This window comes from Candidatus Pelagibacter sp. HIMB1493, assembly GCF_052047995.1.
In the GTDB taxonomy this organism is placed as follows: Bacteria; Pseudomonadota; Alphaproteobacteria; order Pelagibacterales; family Pelagibacteraceae; genus Pelagibacter.
This window is the reverse complement of record NZ_JBNAIP010000001.1, coordinates 407,883-425,933: the sequence shown is the minus strand read 5'-3', so window position 1 is coordinate 425,933 and position 18,051 is coordinate 407,883. Positions and strand designations below refer to the sequence as shown.

General features: G+C 28.8%; 17 protein-coding genes and 1 tRNA gene. 6 read left to right on the top strand and 12 right to left on the bottom strand.

The genetic code is table 11. From position 1 onward, the window contains the following. From rnc to dapA, 9 genes are read right to left on the bottom strand one after another with little or no spacing between them, the layout of a single operon-like run. On the bottom strand, nucleotides 1-666 hold the full coding sequence (gene rnc / locus ACTTBK_RS02225; RefSeq protein WP_440618376.1) for a ribonuclease III: 666 nt from the start codon (nucleotides 664-666) through the stop codon (nucleotides 1-3). Then, nucleotides 666-1,403, bottom strand: a complete 738-nt coding sequence (gene lepB, locus ACTTBK_RS02220) for a signal peptidase I (RefSeq protein WP_075506753.1) — start codon at nucleotides 1,401-1,403, stop codon at nucleotides 666-668. The genes rnc and lepB overlap by 1 nt, the downstream gene beginning before the upstream one ends. After that, nucleotides 1,403-1,786, bottom strand: a complete 384-nt coding sequence (gene acpS / locus ACTTBK_RS02215) for a holo-ACP synthase (protein ID WP_440618375.1) — start codon at nucleotides 1,784-1,786, stop codon at nucleotides 1,403-1,405. The genes lepB and acpS overlap by 1 nt, the downstream gene beginning before the upstream one ends. Continuing rightward, nucleotides 1,786-2,505 carry a pyridoxine 5'-phosphate synthase gene (locus ACTTBK_RS02210; protein ID WP_440614326.1) on the bottom strand — a complete coding sequence of 240 codons (720 nt, stop codon included), beginning with the start codon at nucleotides 2,503-2,505 and terminating at the stop codon, nucleotides 1,786-1,788. The genes acpS and ACTTBK_RS02210 overlap by 1 nt, the downstream gene beginning before the upstream one ends. Then, entirely contained in the window at nucleotides 2,502-3,089 is a 588-nt protein-coding gene (gene pyrE, locus ACTTBK_RS02205) for an orotate phosphoribosyltransferase (protein ID WP_075506756.1), read from the bottom strand. The genes ACTTBK_RS02210 and pyrE overlap by 4 nt, the downstream gene beginning before the upstream one ends. Beyond that, entirely contained in the window at nucleotides 3,046-4,791 is a 1,746-nt protein-coding gene (locus tag ACTTBK_RS02200; protein WP_440618374.1) for a RelA/SpoT family protein, read from the bottom strand. Before ACTTBK_RS02200 ends, pyrE begins: the two co-directional genes overlap by 44 nt. 20 nt (nucleotides 4,792-4,811) lie before the next feature. Continuing rightward, on the bottom strand, nucleotides 4,812-5,330 hold the full coding sequence (gene folK, locus ACTTBK_RS02195) for a 2-amino-4-hydroxy-6-hydroxymethyldihydropteridine diphosphokinase (RefSeq protein ID WP_440618373.1): 519 nt from the start codon (nucleotides 5,328-5,330) through the stop codon (nucleotides 4,812-4,814). After that, on the bottom strand, nucleotides 5,296-5,766 hold the full coding sequence (smpB, locus tag ACTTBK_RS02190; protein WP_440618372.1) for an SsrA-binding protein SmpB: 471 nt from the start codon (nucleotides 5,764-5,766) through the stop codon (nucleotides 5,296-5,298). Before smpB ends, folK begins: the two co-directional genes overlap by 35 nt. Next, complete coding sequence (dapA, locus tag ACTTBK_RS02185; RefSeq protein WP_440618371.1) at nucleotides 5,766-6,641, bottom strand: 4-hydroxy-tetrahydrodipicolinate synthase; 876 nt, start codon at nucleotides 6,639-6,641, stop codon at nucleotides 5,766-5,768. Before dapA ends, smpB begins: the two co-directional genes overlap by 1 nt. 43 nt (nucleotides 6,642-6,684) lie before the next feature. On the opposite strand from dapA, the gene ACTTBK_RS02180 reads away from it, so the two are divergent. Next, a complete protein-coding gene (locus tag ACTTBK_RS02180; RefSeq protein WP_440618370.1) occupies nucleotides 6,685-8,871 on the top strand; it encodes a lytic transglycosylase domain-containing protein in 2,187 nt (728 codons plus the stop codon). On the opposite strand, the gene ACTTBK_RS02175 is transcribed toward ACTTBK_RS02180, so the two are convergent. Beyond that, nucleotides 8,872-8,963 (bottom strand) — tRNA-Ser (locus tag ACTTBK_RS02175). 67 nt (nucleotides 8,964-9,030) lie between these two features. Between ACTTBK_RS02175 and ACTTBK_RS02170 the strand changes: the two genes are divergently transcribed. From ACTTBK_RS02170 to ACTTBK_RS02150, 5 genes are read left to right on the top strand one after another with little or no spacing between them, the layout of a single operon-like run. Beyond that, nucleotides 9,031-10,284, top strand: coding sequence for a sarcosine oxidase subunit beta family protein (locus tag ACTTBK_RS02170; protein ID WP_440618369.1), 1,254 nt, complete (start codon nucleotides 9,031-9,033; stop codon nucleotides 10,282-10,284). Further along, nucleotides 10,284-10,559: a sarcosine oxidase subunit delta gene (locus tag ACTTBK_RS02165; RefSeq protein ID WP_262589138.1), complete on the top strand. Its 276-nt coding sequence runs from the start codon at nucleotides 10,284-10,286 to the stop codon at nucleotides 10,557-10,559. Before ACTTBK_RS02170 ends, ACTTBK_RS02165 begins: the two co-directional genes overlap by 1 nt. Nucleotides 10,560-10,564: 5 nt before the next feature. Beyond that, nucleotides 10,565-13,570, top strand: coding sequence for a sarcosine oxidase subunit alpha family protein (locus tag ACTTBK_RS02160; RefSeq protein ID WP_440618368.1), 3,006 nt, complete (start codon nucleotides 10,565-10,567; stop codon nucleotides 13,568-13,570). Next, a complete protein-coding gene (locus ACTTBK_RS02155) occupies nucleotides 13,563-14,126 on the top strand; it encodes a sarcosine oxidase subunit gamma (protein ID WP_440618367.1) in 564 nt (187 codons plus the stop codon). The genes ACTTBK_RS02160 and ACTTBK_RS02155 overlap by 8 nt, the downstream gene beginning before the upstream one ends. An 11-nt stretch (nucleotides 14,127-14,137) precedes the next feature. Next, entirely contained in the window at nucleotides 14,138-16,135 is a 1,998-nt protein-coding gene (locus tag ACTTBK_RS02150; protein ID WP_440618366.1) for an O-linked N-acetylglucosamine transferase, SPINDLY family protein, read from the top strand. Between the two features lie 34 nt (nucleotides 16,136-16,169). Here ACTTBK_RS02150 and ACTTBK_RS02145 read toward each other — a convergent pair whose 3' ends face one another. Further along, complete coding sequence (locus tag ACTTBK_RS02145; protein WP_440618365.1) at nucleotides 16,170-16,700, bottom strand: thermonuclease family protein; 531 nt, start codon at nucleotides 16,698-16,700, stop codon at nucleotides 16,170-16,172. Then, nucleotides 16,700-18,037 carry an MATE family efflux transporter gene (locus tag ACTTBK_RS02140; protein WP_440618364.1) on the bottom strand — a complete coding sequence of 446 codons (1,338 nt, stop codon included), beginning with the start codon at nucleotides 18,035-18,037 and terminating at the stop codon, nucleotides 16,700-16,702. Before ACTTBK_RS02140 ends, ACTTBK_RS02145 begins: the two co-directional genes overlap by 1 nt. Nucleotides 18,038-18,051: the final 14 nt, after the last annotated feature.

The window sequence follows — 18,051 nt, the reverse complement described above, 5'->3', positions numbered from 1 at the left end:
TTATTTATTAAAACTATTTAGACACTCCGTAGCAGCACTTTGCTCGGCATTTTTTTTGGAATTGCCAATGCCAATAAAGTATTTTGTATTAGGTAATTTTACTCCTACTTTAAATACAGGTTTGTGTCTTGGTCCAGTATTTGAGATTAATTTATATTTAGGAAGACTTTTAAATTTTTTTAATGTTTGCTCTTGTAACTTAGTTTTGGCATCAATTTCGGTAACAACGCTATCACTAATTTTTGCTTCCCACTGCTTTAAAATAAATTTTTCAACAATATTAAAGCCTTTATCGAGATAAATTGCTCCTATTAAAGCTTCACAACTATCTGCAATAATTTTATCTTCAATTTTTATTTTTTTATTTCTTGGATTAAAAGTTTTAATATATTTTTCTAAATTAATTGATTTTGCAATTTCAAGACAAGATTTTTTATTAACAAGTGAAGCAAATTTCTTATCAAGTATTCCCTCTTTTTCATTGGGATAAATTTCTAATAATTTTTTAGCCATGATCAGTCCTAGTACACGATCACCTAAAAATTCAATTTTCTCATTATTTTTAGAGGAATTAAAACTTTTATGAGTAAGAGATTGGTCTAATAAATTTTTTTTTTTAAAAACTATATTTATTTTTTTTTCTAGTTCTTGATACTTTATTTTCATTAATTAATAACATTAAAGGTTCTTTTAAATCTTATAGATTTATGCCATTTCCAAAATTCAATAAAACTTCCTATTTTTTTATCAGATGAGAAAAAAATAAATTGAGCCTTGCCAACCAAGTTATCTTTATGAACATAACCAACACTTGAAAGAAATCTGCTATCTTTAGAGCAATCCCTATTATCACCTAAAAAGAAATAATGATCATCTGGAACTGTAAAAACATCAGAATTTTGATAAGTATAATTTTTTAAATAAACTGTATGAAATTTTTTACCATTAGGTAATTTTTCCTCAAACTTTAAGACATCAATTGTTGTGTCACCACAATAAATTTTTGTTTTAAGTGGGATTTTAGATTTAAGTATTTCGCTACTATTTAAATATAGATTGGCATCAATAAACTGGATTTTATCTCCTGGCAGCCCAATTAAACGTTTTATATAATCTGTTCTATTGTCAGCTGGTGTTTTAAATACAATTACATCCCCTCTTTCAGGACTTTTGAACATTATTCTTTTACTAAGTATTGGCGGACTAAAAGGGAAAGAATGTTTACTATATCCATATGAATATTTCGTAACAAATAATCTGTCACCTACAAGTAATGTGGGTTCCATCGAAGAAGAAGGTATATAAAAAGGTTGCACTAAAAGTGATCTAATTATTACTGCAATTATCAAAGCATAAAATAAAGTTTTTATATTTTCTGAAAAAAATTTTTTATCTAGTTTCATTATGATTGAATAATAGCAAATGCTGTTGAATATTTTTTTTCATCCGAAATGGATAGAAAACAATTATATTTTTTAATTTTAAATTTATTTTGGATCATTTTGGTGATTTTTTTGTTTGTAACATAATTTGGTTTACCCATTTTATCGTTAACTACTTCTATATCTTTAAAGTTCAATTTCATTCTAAAGCCGGTACCCAAAGCTTTTGCAAATGCTTCTTTTGCTGCGAATCTTTTTGAAAAAAAAGCCACTTTATTCTTTATTAAGTTTGATTGTCTTTGTTCTCTCACACTATAAACTCGATTAATAAAAGATTTACTTTTTATAGCTTCTTTAATTCTATTATTTTCAATTATATCAACTCCAATACCTAAAATTTTCATTAATTTTTAATAATTTTTTTAAAATCTTTAATTACTTTGGGTAGACCATAAAATATCGACTCTCCAATAATAAAATGTCCTATGTTGAATTCCTCGATTTCTTTAATTTTTGTTAAAATTTTAGTCGTTTTGTAATCTAAACCATGACCTGCATGTACTTCTATGTCTAGCTTAGATGCAAGTTTTGAGCTTTTTTTAATTCTATTTAATTCGCTTGAAAAATTTTTATGCGATTTAACATAATTAGCTAGTTTTCCAGTGTGGATTTCAACACAATCCACATTTAATTTTTTTGAAAGTTTAATATCATTTAAGTTGGGGTTGATAAATAAACTAGTTCTAATATTTGACTTTTTAAATTTAAAAATTATTTCTTTTAATTTTTTATAATTATCTTTTAGATTTAAACCACCTTCTGTGGTTATTTCTTTTCTGTTTTCTGGAACAATACAAATGTAATTTGGTTTATATCTTAAAGCTTTTTTAATTATTTCACTATTCATTGAGACTTCAAGGTTCACTAACACTTTATTCAAAGCACAAATCTCTTTAGTATCTAAATCATTTATGTGCCTTCTATCTTCTCTCAAATGAATAGTTACGGAGTCTGCACCCAATTTTATAACTTTTTTTGCTGCAAATACTGGATTAGGATGTTTTTCACCACGTGCATTACGCAGTGTTGCAATATGATCTATATTTACACCTAGTCTTTTCACTTAATAAATCTACTTCCTGGAGTGGTAATGGGAATTGATTTTAGAGATTTAGGTATATTTTTAAGGTTATAGCTAGGCACATCTATTTTTAAATGAGAAACAATTTTATTTTTTATTTTCAGAGATTTTTTTGTTGATCTGTCAATTATAGAAGCAAATCCAACAAGTCTTGCATTTGATTTTTTAATAAGTTTTACGCATTCCAAACTAGATTTACCTGTGGTAATCACATCTTCTATAATTAAAACTCTTGCTCCCTTTTTTATACTAAAACCTCTTCTGAGAGTAAATTTTCCATTCACCCTTTCGCAAAAAATTGTTTCTTTTTTTAAAATTTTACCAATTTCATAACCTATTATTACACCACCCATAGCTGGAGCGAGTATTAAATCTATTTTTTTAAAATTTTTTTTAATTTTATTTGCTAGTGATTTGCAAATTTTTTCAGCTAAATAAGGAAAGCTTAAAAGTTTAGCACATTGAATATATTTTGGAGAGTGTAGTCCTGAGGATAAAACAAAATGTCCTTCTAATAACGCATCAGTCTTTTTTAAAATATTTAAGGATTTTTTGAGTGAAAGCATTTCTTTTTTCTTCGTGTCTAATTATCTTAAATTTTATACCTTTTTGCTTTAGCTCTGCAATAAAATTTGTAAAATTCTTAAGATTTCTGATTATTAATCTAAATTTAAAATTGATATAGTTTGGATTTTTACCCGCCATCTCTAAATTAGAAATGTTAAGTTTATGACTTCCAATTAAAGAACTTATATCACCAAGTTGACCAGGTTTATCAGGTAATGAAATCCAAAGTGTAGTGTTATATTTTTTTGTTTTTTCCTCTTTTTGTTCACCTTTGTCATGCCAATATCTTCTAATAGCAGCTCTTGCTTTACCTGTTTTGGTAGTAGGTATCCAATGCAGAGATGGTGAACTATTTTTAGATGTGAGAATGTTAACCCTATCACCATTTCTTAATATTGTTTGTAATTCACAGTTATTTCCATTTACTTCACAACCAATTGCGGAATTACCAATTTTAGTGTGAACAGCATAAGCAAAATCAATTGCTGTTGCATCTTTTGGTAATTTAATTACAGATCCTTTTGGTGTGAAGCAAAAGACATTTTCCTGAAACATTTGAAGCTTTGTATATTCGTATGAGTCCTCAGGATTTTCATTTTTTTCAATAATCTCCACTAAATCTTTTAACCAATCATACTCTTTCCAACTTAATGAATTAAATTTTTCAGAAGATTTATATTGCCAATGCGATGCAACACCTCTTTGTGCAAAGTCATGCATTTCTTTTGTTCTAATTTGAATCTCTATAGGCTTTTTATTTGAACCAATAACTGAAGTATGAATTGACTTATATCCATTTATTTTGGGCGAAGAGATGTAATCTTTAAATTTACCAGGAATGCAGTTCCATTTCTGATGAAATATACCAAGAGTTTTATAACAGTCATCAATAGTATTTAATATAATTCTAAAGCCAATGATGTCTGTTATCTGCTCTAATGAAACTCTTTTTTTTTGTACTTTTCTCCATATTGAAAATGGAGTTTTTTCTCTTCCATAAATTTCAGCCTTAATTTCGTGATCATTCAATATTTCACTGAGTTCATATGATTGTTCTTCAAAAATATCTTTTCTATCTAATTTTATTTCATCAAGTCTTTTTTTTATTAATTTTCTTGCATCGTAATTTAAAATTTCAAATGATAAATCTTCAAGCTCATCACGTATTCTGTGCATACCCATTCTGTCTGCCAATGGAGCATAAATTTCCATTGTTTCTTGAGCAATCCTTTGTCTTTTTTCCGCTTTAGTAATTGCTTTAATCGTTCGCATGTTGTGCAATCTGTCTGCAATTTTTACCAACAAAACTCTAATATCTTTTGATGTTGCTAAAATTAATTTTCTAAAATTTTCTACTTTAGAATTTGATCCAGCTGTATTTTCAAAAACAGATATTTTAGTAACACCATCTACTAAGTCAGCAACCTCATCGCCAAATTCAGCTTTTATTGTTTCATAAGTTGCAAAGGTATCTTCAATAGTGTCATGCAATAACCCAGTGGCAATTGTAGCACTGTCTAATTTTAACTCTGTTAAAATATTTGCAACTTCAATTGGATGTACAGAGTAAGGATCACCGGAAGCTCTCTTTTGACTCTTATGGGCCTTTACAGCAAAATTATAAGCTTTATCTAATTTTTCAGGATTTAAAAATTTATTATAATTTTTAACTTTATTAATTAGTTCATTAGAATTTAGCATAACCCTATTATAACATTAATTTAAATTTGTTTAATAGACCTAATGTCTGCTTGAGAGAGTGAAGAAATCAAGCTTTTAAGATCTTTTTTAATAATTGGATGATGCCATTCTTTTTGAATTTCAAAAAAAGGGATAAGTACAAAATTTCTTTTATGCATAAGTTTATGAGGCAAAGTTAATTTGTTTTTTACTATTAAAACCTTTTTATCAAAATCGATTATGTCAATATCACAAATACGTGGATCATTTTTTTTACCTTTTTTTCTTCCTAATAAAATTTCGATTTTCTTACATATTTTAAGGAGACTTTCTGGATCAAAACAAAACTTTACCTTGATAACTACATTTAAAAATTTAGGTTTTTTGGGGTCCGGCCAAGAAGGTGTTTCATAAAAACTTGAGATAGATAAAAAATCTAGATTATTTTCACTTAAGTGAGATTTTGCAATTTCTATATTTTTTTTTCTATCACCTAAATTAGAGCCAATACCTAAATAAACAATTTTAGCTTGATTTTCTAATATATCTTGCCTTTTCACGGTTCCAGTCTCTACTCTTTTTTGTTGCTCTTTTATCGTATTGCTTTTTTCCTTTAGCAACTGCTAATTCAATTTTTGCTTTTCCTTTTTTAAAATACATTTTGGTTGGAACAATGGTAAATCCATCTCTTTGCATTTTTCCAATTAATTTGTTTATTTCTCTTTTGTTTAGTAGTAACTTTCTTTCATCAGTTAGGTTATGATTGGAATAACTTGCTTGTTTGTAAGGCGAAATATGAGAATTAATTAAAATTATTTCTCCTTTTTTTTCAACTGCATAGGAATCTGCTATGTTAACTTTTCCATCTCTTACTGATTTTATTTCAGAACCTTTAAGAACAATGCCTGCTTCCAAAATATCCTCAAAAAAATAATTAAAACTAGCTTTCCTATTTAAGCAGATTATTTTTAAACCAGAATTGGTTTTTTTATTCATTAAATCAATTTTGCTGACTGAAGAGACTTTTTAACAATTTCCTTAGTTTGTTCGGTAACTTTTACCAGAGGTAATCTAACATCATCTTCGCATAGATTTAATAATTTAGCAGCATATTTTACTGGACTAGGATTACTTTCTACAAACATCGAATGATGAATTGGTTGTAAAATTTTATCTAATTTTTCAGCTTCACTAATATCATTTTCAGATTTAGAAAATTTTTGAAAATCTGAACAAAGTTTTGGTGCTATGTTTGCTGTTACACTTATTGCGCCTACTCCACCTCTTTTATTAAATTCTAGCGCATTGTCATCATTACCAGTCAATTGAATAAATTCTTTACCCATTTTTGATAACTGTTGATCAACCCTGTCCAAATCTCCAGTGGCATCTTTTACACCAACTATGTTTTTCAACTCGAACAGTCTTGCCATTGTATCAACATTCATATCAATAACTGATCTACCTGGAATATTATAAATTATTAATGGTAGCCCACATTTGTCATTTATAGATTTATAATGCTGGTACAAACCTTCTTGAGTAGGTTTATTATAATAAGGTGTTACGATTAGAGCACCATTTGCACCTGCCTTTTCAGCGTGTAAAGTTAAAGAAATAGCTTCCTCAGTAGAATTTGAACCTGTTCCAGCTATAACTGGAATTTTTCCATTACTTTCTTTTATGCAGAGATCAATTACTTTTTGATGTTCATCATGACTTAATGTTGGGGATTCTCCTGTTGTACCAGCAGGTACAAGCCCACTAGTTCCATTTTCAATATGAAAATGTATTAATTTAATATACGCCTCCTCATCTAAGAGATTGTTTTTAAACGGCGTAATTAAAGCAACATTTGATCCTTTGAACATAAATACTTATAACATAGTTTAAAGATTCATATACCAAAAGATTATGATTAAAAAATTATTATTTTTAATAATAACTTCCTTGATTAGCTTTAATTTCAGTTGGGCACAGATTGTACCTTTAAAAAAACCATCGCTATCCTCTGAAGAATTAAACAAAAAAATAATATTAAATACAATCAAACCTCTAAAAAAACCGTCAAAAGTTAAAGTTGAGAAAAAGGTTACTAAAAAAGAGACTAAACTTAGTTTTCTTTTACCTAAAAAAAAGCCAGTTATAAGCGGGTTAATAAATTCAGGAACAGTAAAAATTTCTAAATTTTATAATAAAAAAGATTTTGGGATTGCAAAAAAAGCTATTGGCGAAATGCAAAAAGGTCAGTGGAAATCTGCAATTAACATCTCAAAAAAAGCTAAAGATAGATCTATATATAATTTTATAAAGTGGAGACATTTACTAACGACAGGTAATCAAGAGTCATTTTTTGATTACCAAGTCTTTATCGAGGAAAATTCAGATTATCCAAGAATAGATAGATTGAGATATTTGGCTGAGCATAAACTTTCGATAGAAAAAGTTTCTCCAAGAAAAATAATCAATTGGTTTTCAAAAAATGAACCTTTAAGTGGATATGGTAAGATGATTTTAGGTGAAAGTCATATTTTATCAGGAGACAAAGTAAAAGGTATTGCTCTGATTAAAAATGGATGGATTTCGGCAGATTTATCAAAAAGTGAGTTAAGGTTTTTCAGAAAAAAATACAAAAAATATCTTGATGCAAATGACTATATTAAAAGAGCTGATCATCTAGCATGGAATAGTGATCATTGGGATTTAAAAAGATTAATCAGATATTTACCTAAAGACTATGAATTACTCTATACTGCAAGACATATTTTGATGACCAAGGGATACGGAGTAGATCAAGCAATCAAAAATGTTCCAAACAAATTTAAAAATGATGCTGGATTAAACTATGATCGTTTAAAGTGGAGGAGAAAAAAAGGACGATTGGAATCTTCTACTGAAATTTTGCACAAGATAAAAAATGATAAAGATTATTTAGTTAGGCCTGACAAATGGTGGAAAGAAAGAGAAATCATTTCTCGAAAGTTAATTTACAAAAAACAATATGAACTAGCTTATAAAATTAGTAGCAATCACGGAATGTCTGAAGGGTCTGAATTTGCAGAGGCAGAATGGATGAGTGGTTGGATAGCACTAAGTTTTTTAAATGATCCACTTCTTGCTAAAGATCATTTTAAAAACTTTTTTGATAATGTTAATTATCCAATAAGTGTTTCTAGGGGCGCATATTGGTTAGGTAGATCATATGAAAAACTAAAAGATAAAGATCGATCGGAAAAATGGTATAAAGAGGCTACAAAATATTTAACTACATATTACGGACAACTAGCATTTTTAAAAATTAATCCTAATGGAAAATTTGAACTTGATAAAACAATGTTGGTTGAAGATGAATATAGAAAAGCTTTTTTTAATAAAGAATTAGTAAAAATCACACATCTTTTGCATGAATTAGATAAAGACAAGTATACAAAATTTATCTTAAGACATCTTGCTAATGATAACGTTTCTGAAGGCAGTGAACTTTTAGCTGCTGAACTTGCTACAAGTATCAGTAGATATGATTTTGCAATACAAGTATCAAAAATTGCCTCTTATCAAAAAAGATTTCATAACAAATACAATTATCCATTAATAAGCACACCTAAATACATTAATGGAAGAAAGATTCCTGAAAGTGCATTAATTTTATCAATTATAAGACAAGAAAGTGAATTTGATTTAAAAGCAAATAGTCATGCGGGTGCAAAAGGTTTAATGCAATTAATGCCTTACACAGCAAAATTAGTTGCTAAACAAGCAAAGCTTCCCTATACAAAATCTCGATTAACAACCGACCCAGAGTATAATATAAATTTGGGATCTCATTATATTGCTGGCTTAATTCAGCAATATGATGGAGCTTATCCATTTGCAATAGCTGCGTACAATGCTGGTCCAAATAGAGTTAAATATTGGAAAAAATTAAATAAGGATCCACAAAAAAAACAAATAAATTATGTTGATTGGGTTGAGCTGATTAAATTTAGAGAGACTAGAAACTATGTTCAGCGTGTATTGGAAAATTATAATGTTTACAGATATGTGCTGGAACAAAACCCAATAGTAATGAAAGATTTTTTTAAAGATCAGCCTTTATATTAGTGGCGGAGAGAGAGGGATTCGAACCCTCGGTACAAGTTTCCTCGCACGGTCATTTAGCAAACGACTGGTTTCAGCCTCTCACCCATCTCTCCGTATGACATTGTGTAATAAGTGATTTTATTGAAAATTCAATATTTATAAAGTAATTATTCAATTATTATGGGAAATAAATACTCAGTATTTTCATTAATCAAAAACGCTTTTTCATACCATGAGAATTGGCAAAGAGCATGGAAAGACCCTACTCCAAAAAAAGAGTATGATGCTGTCATAGTTGGTGGAGGTGGTCATGGTTTAGCGACAGCATACTATTTAGCAAAAAAACACAATATGAAAAATATTGCTGTTGTTGAAAAAGGATGGATTGGTGGAGGAAACACTGGTCGTAACACTACAATTATCAGATCAAATTATTTATGGGACGCTAGTGCTGGACTTTATGATCACGCGCTAAAAATTTGGGAAGGATTATCTCAAGAGTTAAACTACAATGTAATGTTTAGTCAAAGAGGTGTAATGAATCTTGCACACAATTTGCAAGATGTAAGAGATTTAAAAAGAAGAACACACGCAAATAGACTAAATGGCATAGATGCCGTTTATTTGAGTACAGAAGAAGTTAAAAAGTTTTGTCCAATTATAAATACATCTCAAGATATAAGATATCCTGTGCTTGGTGGTACATTACAAAGAAGAGCTGGTACAGCAAGACATGATGCTGTTGCCTGGGGTTATGCTAGAGGTGCGGATGAAATGGGTGTTGATATAATTCAAAATTGTGAAGTAAAAGGTATAAAAAGAAATGGTGATAGTGTTGAAGGTATAGAAACAACAAAAGGATTTATTAAAACAAAAAAAATTGGAGTTGTGGCAGCTGGACACTCAAGTGTGATCGCTAATATGGCTGGAATAAAACTTCCTCTAGAAAGCAAACCTCTTCAAGCACTAGTATCAGAACCGGTGAAACCAATTATTGATACAGTTGTTATGTCAAACGCTGTACACGCTTATGTAAGTCAATCTGATAAAGGTGAATTAGTTATTGGCGCTGGGACAGATGATTATGTTTCATACACTCAAAAAGGAAGTCATCAAATAGTTGAAGGTACTCTAAATGCTATTTTAGAATTGTATCCAATTTTCAGCCGAATGAGAATGCTAAGACAATGGGGAGGAATTGTGGATATATGTCCTGATGCAAGTCCAATATTAAGTAAAACTTCCATCAAGGGACTTTATTTTAATTGTGGTTGGGGCACAGGAGGCTTTAAAGCTACACCTGGATCAGGAGATTTGTTTGCACACACAATTGCTAATGATGAACCACATAAACTTAATGCAGCATTCAATTTAAATAGATTTGTAAGTGGAGACCTTGTTGATGAACATGGTGCTGCAGCAGTTGCTCACTAATGTTTGTTATTAATTGTCCATATTGTGGTGAGAGAGATCAGCAAGAGTTTAAAGCTGGTGGTGAAGCCCATATAGAAAGACCTAAACAACCGACAGAACTTAGTGATGATGAATGGGCAGAATATTTATTTATGAGAAAAAATATTAAAGGTGTTCAATATGAAAGATGGAACCACGCTCACGGTTGTCGTAAATGGTTTAATATGGTTAGAGACACTTCGAACGATGAGATTAAAGCAATCTATAAAATGGGAGAAAAACCCCCTTCGATATAAAATAAATGTCAGAAAATTTAAGAGTTAAATCTAGTCAATATATTGATGAAACAACAAGAGTTTCCTTTAAATTTAATGGTACGACTTATTATGGATTTAAAGGTGACACACTTGCTTCTGCTTTATTGGCAAATAATGTTCATTTAGTAGGTAGAAGTTTTAAATACCATAGACCAAGAGGTATTATGACATCAGGTTCTGAGGAGCCCAATGCAATTGTTCAAATCAATCCCAATACTAATAGAACTGAACCAAATGTTAGGGCAACTGAAGTTGAAATATATGAAGGAATGGAGGCATCAAGTCAAAATTGCTGGCCAAGTGTAAACTTTGATATTGGTGGAATAAACAATTTTTTATCACCCCTACTTCCTGCAGGATTTTATTACAAAACATTTATGTGGCCTGCAAGCTTCTGGGAAAAATATGAATACTTTATAAGACATTCAGCAGGACTGGGGAAATCACCAACATCAAACGATCCTGACATTTACGATCACAGAAATATTCATTGCGATGTTCTTGTAGTTGGCGCAGGTATATCTGGAATTCTAGCAGCTAAAAATGCTGCAAAGAATAACTACAAAACTTTACTTTTAGATGAAAAAAATGAAATGGGAGGATCAACTATTTATGAAAACAATGAAAGTAATAAAATTGATAACAAAATTTCATCTGAATGGTTAAAAAAAGAAATTGAAGAACTTAAAAATATTAAAAATTTAGAAATAAAAACTAGAACAAGTGTTGCTGCGTACCATCAATATAATTATTTGCTAGCAAGAGAGAACTTAACAGATCATTTAGAAAAAAAAGATAAGACAAATAAAATTAGACAAAGGTTACTTAAAATAAGAGCAAAGAAGGTAATTTTGGCAACAGGTGCTTTGGAAAGACCGATGGTATTTAATAATAATGATAGACCTGGAATAATGCTTTCTTCTGCAATTAAAAAATATAGTGATTTTTATGGTGTTGCCTGTGGTAGGAAGATTGTATTTTTTACAAATAATGACAGTGCATATGAAAGTGCACTTTCATTAAACGATAAAGGTATCAAAGTTGAAGCAATAGTTGATATTAGAAAGCAATCCGAAACAAATTTAGAAAAAAGAGTTATTAATGCAGGTGTAAAAATATACTGGGAACATACAGTTGTTGATACCTCTGGTTATAAAAGATTAAACAATGTCTCAATAATGAAATTATCAAATGATGGAACTTCAGTAACCGGAAATAAAATTTCTATTTCATGTGATTGTTTAGGGGTTGCCGGTGGATGGACTCCGGCTGTTCACCTATATACTCAGTCAGGTAGCAAACTTGCTTTTGATGAGGATAAAAAAATATTTATTCCAAATAAAAATAATTCAGATCAAATAAGTGTTGGATCTTGTTGTGGTGATTTTAAACTTGATGAAATATTTAAAAACTTAAATGAAAAACTAAAAGATTTTTTAGATATAAATAAAACAGATTTTGAAAATATTACTGTTAATAACGACCAAGAGATTTCAAAAAGAAATATATGGTTATTACCGTCTGATAAAGCTTTAGGCAAAACTAAGCCTTTTGTTGATTATCAAAATGATGCAACTGCAAAAGATATAAAATTAGCACTAAGAGAGGGTTTCAGATCTATCGAACATGTCAAAAGATATACAACAACTGGAATGGGAACTGATCAAGGAAAATTAGGAAATATGCATGCTTTGGGAATAATAGCAGATACAGCAGGTGTTAAGATGGGAGAACTAGGAACGACTACTTTTAGACCTCCTTATACTCCTTTAACATTTGGAACAATTGTAGGACGTAATGTTGGTAAGTTTTTTGATATTTTTAGAAGAACACCTATGAATGATTGGCATGTTGAACAAAAAGCAGAATTTGAAAATGTTGGTCAATGGAAAAGAGCTTGGTACTATCCTATTAATGATGAAACTATGCACCAAGCAGTTCAAAGAGAAAGTAAAGCTGCCAGAGAAAGTTCAGGAATATTGGATGCGTCCACACTTGGTAAGATTGATATACAAGGAAGTGATGCTTCAGAATTTTTAAATAGAGTTTATACAAATGCATGGTCAAAACTTGGCATTGGTAAATGTAGATATGGTTTAATGTTAAATGAAGATGGAATGGTATATGACGATGGTGTTACTACAAGATTAGGTGAAAATCACTATCTAATGACAACAACAACCGGTGGTGCAGCAAATGTTCTTGGAAAATTAGAGGATTACCTTCAAACAGAATGGACAGAATTAGACGTATATTTAACTTCAGTTACAGATCAATTTGCAACAGCAAGTTTGTGTGGCCCTAATAGCAAAAAAATTCTTAAAAAAATTATTCCTGATTTAGATTTGTCTGATGAAAATTTTCCTCACATGTCTTTTAAGGAAGCAAAAATTGGAAGTATTGTTTGCAGAATTATGAGAATAAGTTTTACAGGTGAGCAAAGTTTTGAAATTAATGTCCAAGCAAGTTATGGAAAAGCTCTATGGGAGAAATGTATGGAGGCTGGTAAAGAATTTAATATTACTCCTTATGGTACAGAAACGATGCACTTACTGAGAGCTGAAAAAGGTTTTATTATTGTTGGTCAAGATACAGATGGAACAATGACACCAGTAGATTTACAGATGGATTGGATTGTTAGTAAAAAAAAATATGATTTTATTGGTAAAAGATCTCTTTACAGATCTGATACTATGAGAGAAGACAGAAAACAATTGGTGGGATTATTAACAGATGACCCTAAGGTTGTATTGGAAGAAGGAGCGCAAATTGTTTCTGAACTAGATAAAAAACCTGTTGATATGCTTGGTCATGTTACTTCAAGTTACTTTAGTCCAAATTTAAATAAATCTATTGCCCTAGCCGTTGTTAGAGGTGGCAAAGATATGATGGGTAAAAAACTATTTATTCCTATGGAAGATAAAACAATTAATGTAACTGTTACAAATCCAGTATTTTTTGATCAAACCAATGAAAGATTAAATGCTTAGTTATAATCAAGAAATAAACAGTGAAATTAATGGCAACAGTGTTTCCGTAAAAGAAGTTGCACCAATAATGAAATTAAATTTAAGAGGCAAAACAAGAGAATTTTTTACAAATGTAGGAAAAAGTTTAAATATGATTTTGCCAACAGAAGCAAATACATCTTCATCTAGTGATAAACTTACTGCGATATGGTTAAGTCCAGATGAATGGATGATTGTATCAAATGAGACTACTAGTAAAGAAACCAACACATACCAATTAAATGATATATTATTTAACAATATTTCAAAAAAATCACTTGGAGCAGTAACAGATGTAACTGACCAGTTTGTTCAATTAGAAATAAAAGGTGATAAAATATATGAACTTTTTTCTTCAGGTTGTCCTTTTAATTTTAATGAATTTAAAAAGAAAATAGGCTCTACCACTCAAACCTTGTTAAATAATATTGATGTAATTTTACATAACAAAGATAAAAATAATGTTAATTTGTTTGTAAGAAGATCATTTGCAGAACATCTAATAAATTGGATTGAAGATTTTGTTTCAAGAATTTAAATTATTTTGATTTGAATAATAAACTTTTGAAAGATCAGTTAGATTTACTTATAAACTCATATAATCAAAAAAAATATGATATCGTTAAAAAAATAGGGTTGGACATTACATATAATTTTCCAAAAAATGCATTTGCATGGAAAATTTTAGGATTAGTCTTTGAAAAAGAAAATAATTTAACAAAGGCTATCAATGCTTACCAGAATGCGATTACAAAATCATCAAATGATCAAGATTTATTTCATACATATTTTAACTTAGCAAACACACAATTGAGAATAGGAAAAGTTAACGAAGCAATTATAAATTATAATAAATCAATTGAACTAAATCCTAATTTTTTTGGAAGTTATGCTAATTTAGCAAATGCTAATCAAAAATTAGGTGATTTAAATAATGCTATAATTAATTTAGATAAAGCAAATAAATTAAACAATAAGTCTCCAGAAATATTTAACAATCTAGGTAACATATATAGACAAATTGGAAATTTAAGCAAATCAATCAAATACCTTAATGAAGCGATTAGATTAAATCCCAAATATGCAAAAGCTCATAATAATTTAGCTAATGCGTATAAAAAAATTGGTAAATTAGATGAAGCAATTTTATCTTATAATAGGGCAATTTATAATGATAAAAATATGGTGTCAGCTATAGCAAATATGTTTCACTTAAAAAAAAATATTTGTGATTTTAGTATATCTGATAAAATATCAAAAATATCTTCTGTCCTAGGGATAACAACCAATTCAATTCCTCCATTTTTAGCATTATCATGGGACGATAACCCGGAACATAATTATTTAAGATCAAAAAATTATATAAACGAAAATTTTAAAGAAAATTTTACAAAAAATAATAAATTAAAATATCAAAATAAAAAAATTAAAATTGGTTATTTTAGTGCTGATTTCTATGATTTTCCTTCTATGCATTTAATGAGTGGAATTTTAGAAAAACATAACAGAGATTTGTTTGAGATATATGCTTTTTCATATGGTCCCAATAACGATGATTGGATGAATAGAAAGATTAAATCAACAGTAGATCATTTTTTAGATGTAAAAAATTTGTCAACTAAAGAAATAGTAGAATTATCTTATAAAAATAATATCGATATAGCAATTGATGAAAACTGTTTCACATCAAATGGACGTACTGAATTATTTCAAAATAGATTAGCGGGCATACAAATTAATTTTTTGGGCTATCCTGGAACTAGTGGAGCAGATTTTATTGATTACATAGTTGCTGACAAAATTGTAATTCCTAAAGAAAATAAAAAATATTTTTCAGAAAAAATAATTTATATGCCTCATTGTTATCAGCCAAATGATAATTTAAGAAAAATTTCGAATGATAAAAAAACTCGTAAAGATTTTAATTTACCAGAAAAATCTTTTGTACTTTGCTGCTTTAATCAAACTTATAAAATTAGTTTATTTGAATTTAAAATTTGGATGAAAATACTAAGTAAAATAGAACATAGTGTTCTTTGGCTTTTAAAATCTAATCATTGGGCTGAACAGAACTTACTTCAAGAAGCAAAAAAAAATAATATTAACCCAAATAGAATTATTTTCGCAGAAAGAATCAGTCAATCTGAACATCTAGCGAGACATAAACATGCAGATATATTTATTGATACTTTTAATTACAACGCTCATACAACAGCTAGTGATGCATTATGGGCTGGATTACCGATAGTTACAAAAAAAGGAAATCAATTTGCTTCAAGAGTTGCTTCTAGTCTACTAAATTCAGTCGATCTAAATGAACTCATATGTGAAGATGAAAAAGAATATGAAAATTTAATTTTAGAACTTGCAAATAATCCATCAAAATTAGAAAAAATCAAAAAAAAACTATCTAATAATAAATCTAAAAAAAATTTATTTGATACTGAAAGATATACAAAAAATTTTGAACTTGGACTGAAAAAAGTTTATGATTTATTCCAAGCCGATAATAAACCCCAAGATATAGAAATAGTCGAAAACTTCTAGGCTATAACTTTTAATAGACTAGATATAATTACTTTTATCTATTAAATTTTCTGTAAGTCCATGGCATTTCAAATTTACCTTGCCAAATACCTAATTTGTTATTTTTGGCATTAATTTCATCTGAAACGTATTTTTTAGAGTACTTTCTATATGCTACTGCATAACCATTTGAAACCATCCAAGAATTTAAATTTATATTACTTTTAAAACACTCGCCTATTAACCTTTTATACCTATCAACATGTAAAATATTACAATTTAATTTTTGTTTATTAATCTTTTTAATTAACTTTTGAGTAGATAATTCTCCACACATATAATCTTTAGTAAAAGACATAAAAGATATTGTTAAATAAGTTTTTTTACATTTTTGTTTTTTTTCAGGTGCATCAATACCGTATAATCTAATTTTTTTTGAATTGATCTTAATTGTATCTCCATCAACAACTTTAGCAAAACCTGATATTTTATTTATATTTTCAGATCTTACATCGTTATATGTAAGTATAAAAAATATAGATGAAATAATTATCAAAATTATCAATTTCTTTTTTGTATAAAACATTAACCAGTAGTTAATTTATTGTTAATATAATATTTAACATAAAAGAATAGTAAGATTGATATCAACCATTGCAATATTGCCCATATATAAAAGAAAGTTTTAAAATCAGCGTCAATAGAACGTGCTATATAATAAGATAAAAATGGAACCAGTACGTTCCTTAATATATTGTTAATCATTGCTTTCTCAGATTTTTTTAAAGCCATAAAAAAACCATTTGATAGAAAAAAAATTGGGTATGCTGGTAAGATAAATGCAGAAATTTTTAAATACATTGACCCATATTCAATAACTTCCGTGTTAGATGAAAAAAATTTTGGCATTAGATCTGCAGTCACAAATACCAATACTCCAGACGCTAACATTATAACCAAGCCGTATTTTACTGATATAAAATAAGATTGTTTTACTCTATCATAATATTTCGCACCTATATTCTGTGCAATAATTGATATTATTGCTGTATTAATCCCCAATACAGGCAACAATACAACTTGTTCAATCCTTGTTGACGCTCCATAACCTGCTACAGCATATTCTCCTGTAAATGCAACATAGGTAAATACAATCGTTGCAGCAATTGAGTAACCAAGAATAGCTATTGTAATTGGCATTGATTGGAAAAAAATATTTTTAATGTAGAAGAATTTGATCTTAAAATTTTGAAAAGTGATCTCTTTAATACGTTTATTTTTTAACAATTTAATTAAAACGATTATTAGAGAAAGAAATTGGGCAATCAAAGTTGCATAACCAATGCCGGCAACACCAAAAGCTGGGATAAATAAAAATCCAAATATAAATATTGGATTTAATAAAATGTTTAAAAAAAAAGATAAAATAAGAGCATTTCTATATGTGACTGTATCTCCCTCAGCATGAAGAAAAGAGTTTAAAGCAACAACCAGTATAAAGAGAATAGTTCCATAAAATATTACATTAGTGTACTCAAGGCCAAGAGTAATTACTTCTCTTGATGAATTCATGGTTAAAAATAATTTTTCAGAAAAACTAAATCCAATTATTGATACAATTATTGAAATTATTACTGAATAAAGAATGATATTTGTAAAATAACCTAATACATTTTTTTCATTTTTTTCCCCAATACTACTACCAATTAATGAAGTCCCAGCAACAGTGACACCGATAGACGTGGCAATAATTAGAAAGTAGATTGGAAAGGATTTACTTAATGCAGATAAAGCTTCAGGCGAAATTTTCCCAGCATAAAAAGTATCAACTAACGTGTATAATGTTTGAAATAATGTCCCAACACTTGCTGGTATAGCAAGTTTTTTTATAAGTTGAGAGACGTCATCTTTTAATAAATTCATTTCTTTAAACTAAA

Bases quoted from the DNA above. Each gene is read 5' to 3' on its own strand.
- pyrE (WP_075506756.1), bottom strand. From the start codon at position 3,089: ATGCTTTCACTCAAAAAATCCTTAAATATTTTAAAAAAGACTGATGCG.
- ACTTBK_RS02180 (WP_440618370.1), top strand. From the start codon at position 6,685: ATGATTAAAAAATTATTATTTTTAATAATAACTTCCTTGATTAGCTTT.
- lepB (WP_075506753.1), bottom strand. From the start codon at position 1,403: ATGAAACTAGATAAAAAATTTTTTTCAGAAAATATAAAAACTTTATTT.
- ACTTBK_RS02145 (WP_440618365.1), bottom strand. From the start codon at position 16,700: ATGTTTTATACAAAAAAGAAATTGATAATTTTGATAATTATTTCATCT.
- rnc (WP_440618376.1), bottom strand. From the start codon at position 666: ATGAAAATAAAGTATCAAGAACTAGAAAAAAAAATAAATATAGTTTTT.
- dapA (WP_440618371.1), bottom strand. From the start codon at position 6,641: ATGTTCAAAGGATCAAATGTTGCTTTAATTACGCCGTTTAAAAACAAT.
- ACTTBK_RS02170 (WP_440618369.1), top strand. From the start codon at position 9,031: ATGGGAAATAAATACTCAGTATTTTCATTAATCAAAAACGCTTTTTCA.
- ACTTBK_RS02160 (WP_440618368.1), top strand. From the start codon at position 10,565: ATGTCAGAAAATTTAAGAGTTAAATCTAGTCAATATATTGATGAAACA.
- ACTTBK_RS02165 (WP_262589138.1), top strand. From the start codon at position 10,284: ATGTTTGTTATTAATTGTCCATATTGTGGTGAGAGAGATCAGCAAGAG.
- ACTTBK_RS02140 (WP_440618364.1), bottom strand. From the start codon at position 18,037: ATGAATTTATTAAAAGATGACGTCTCTCAACTTATAAAAAAACTTGCT.
- ACTTBK_RS02155 (WP_440618367.1), top strand. From the start codon at position 13,563: ATGCTTAGTTATAATCAAGAAATAAACAGTGAAATTAATGGCAACAGT.
- smpB (WP_440618372.1), bottom strand. From the start codon at position 5,766: ATGAATAAAAAAACCAATTCTGGTTTAAAAATAATCTGCTTAAATAGG.
- acpS (WP_440618375.1), bottom strand. From the start codon at position 1,786: ATGAAAATTTTAGGTATTGGAGTTGATATAATTGAAAATAATAGAATT.
- ACTTBK_RS02200 (WP_440618374.1), bottom strand. From the start codon at position 4,791: ATGCTAAATTCTAATGAACTAATTAATAAAGTTAAAAATTATAATAAA.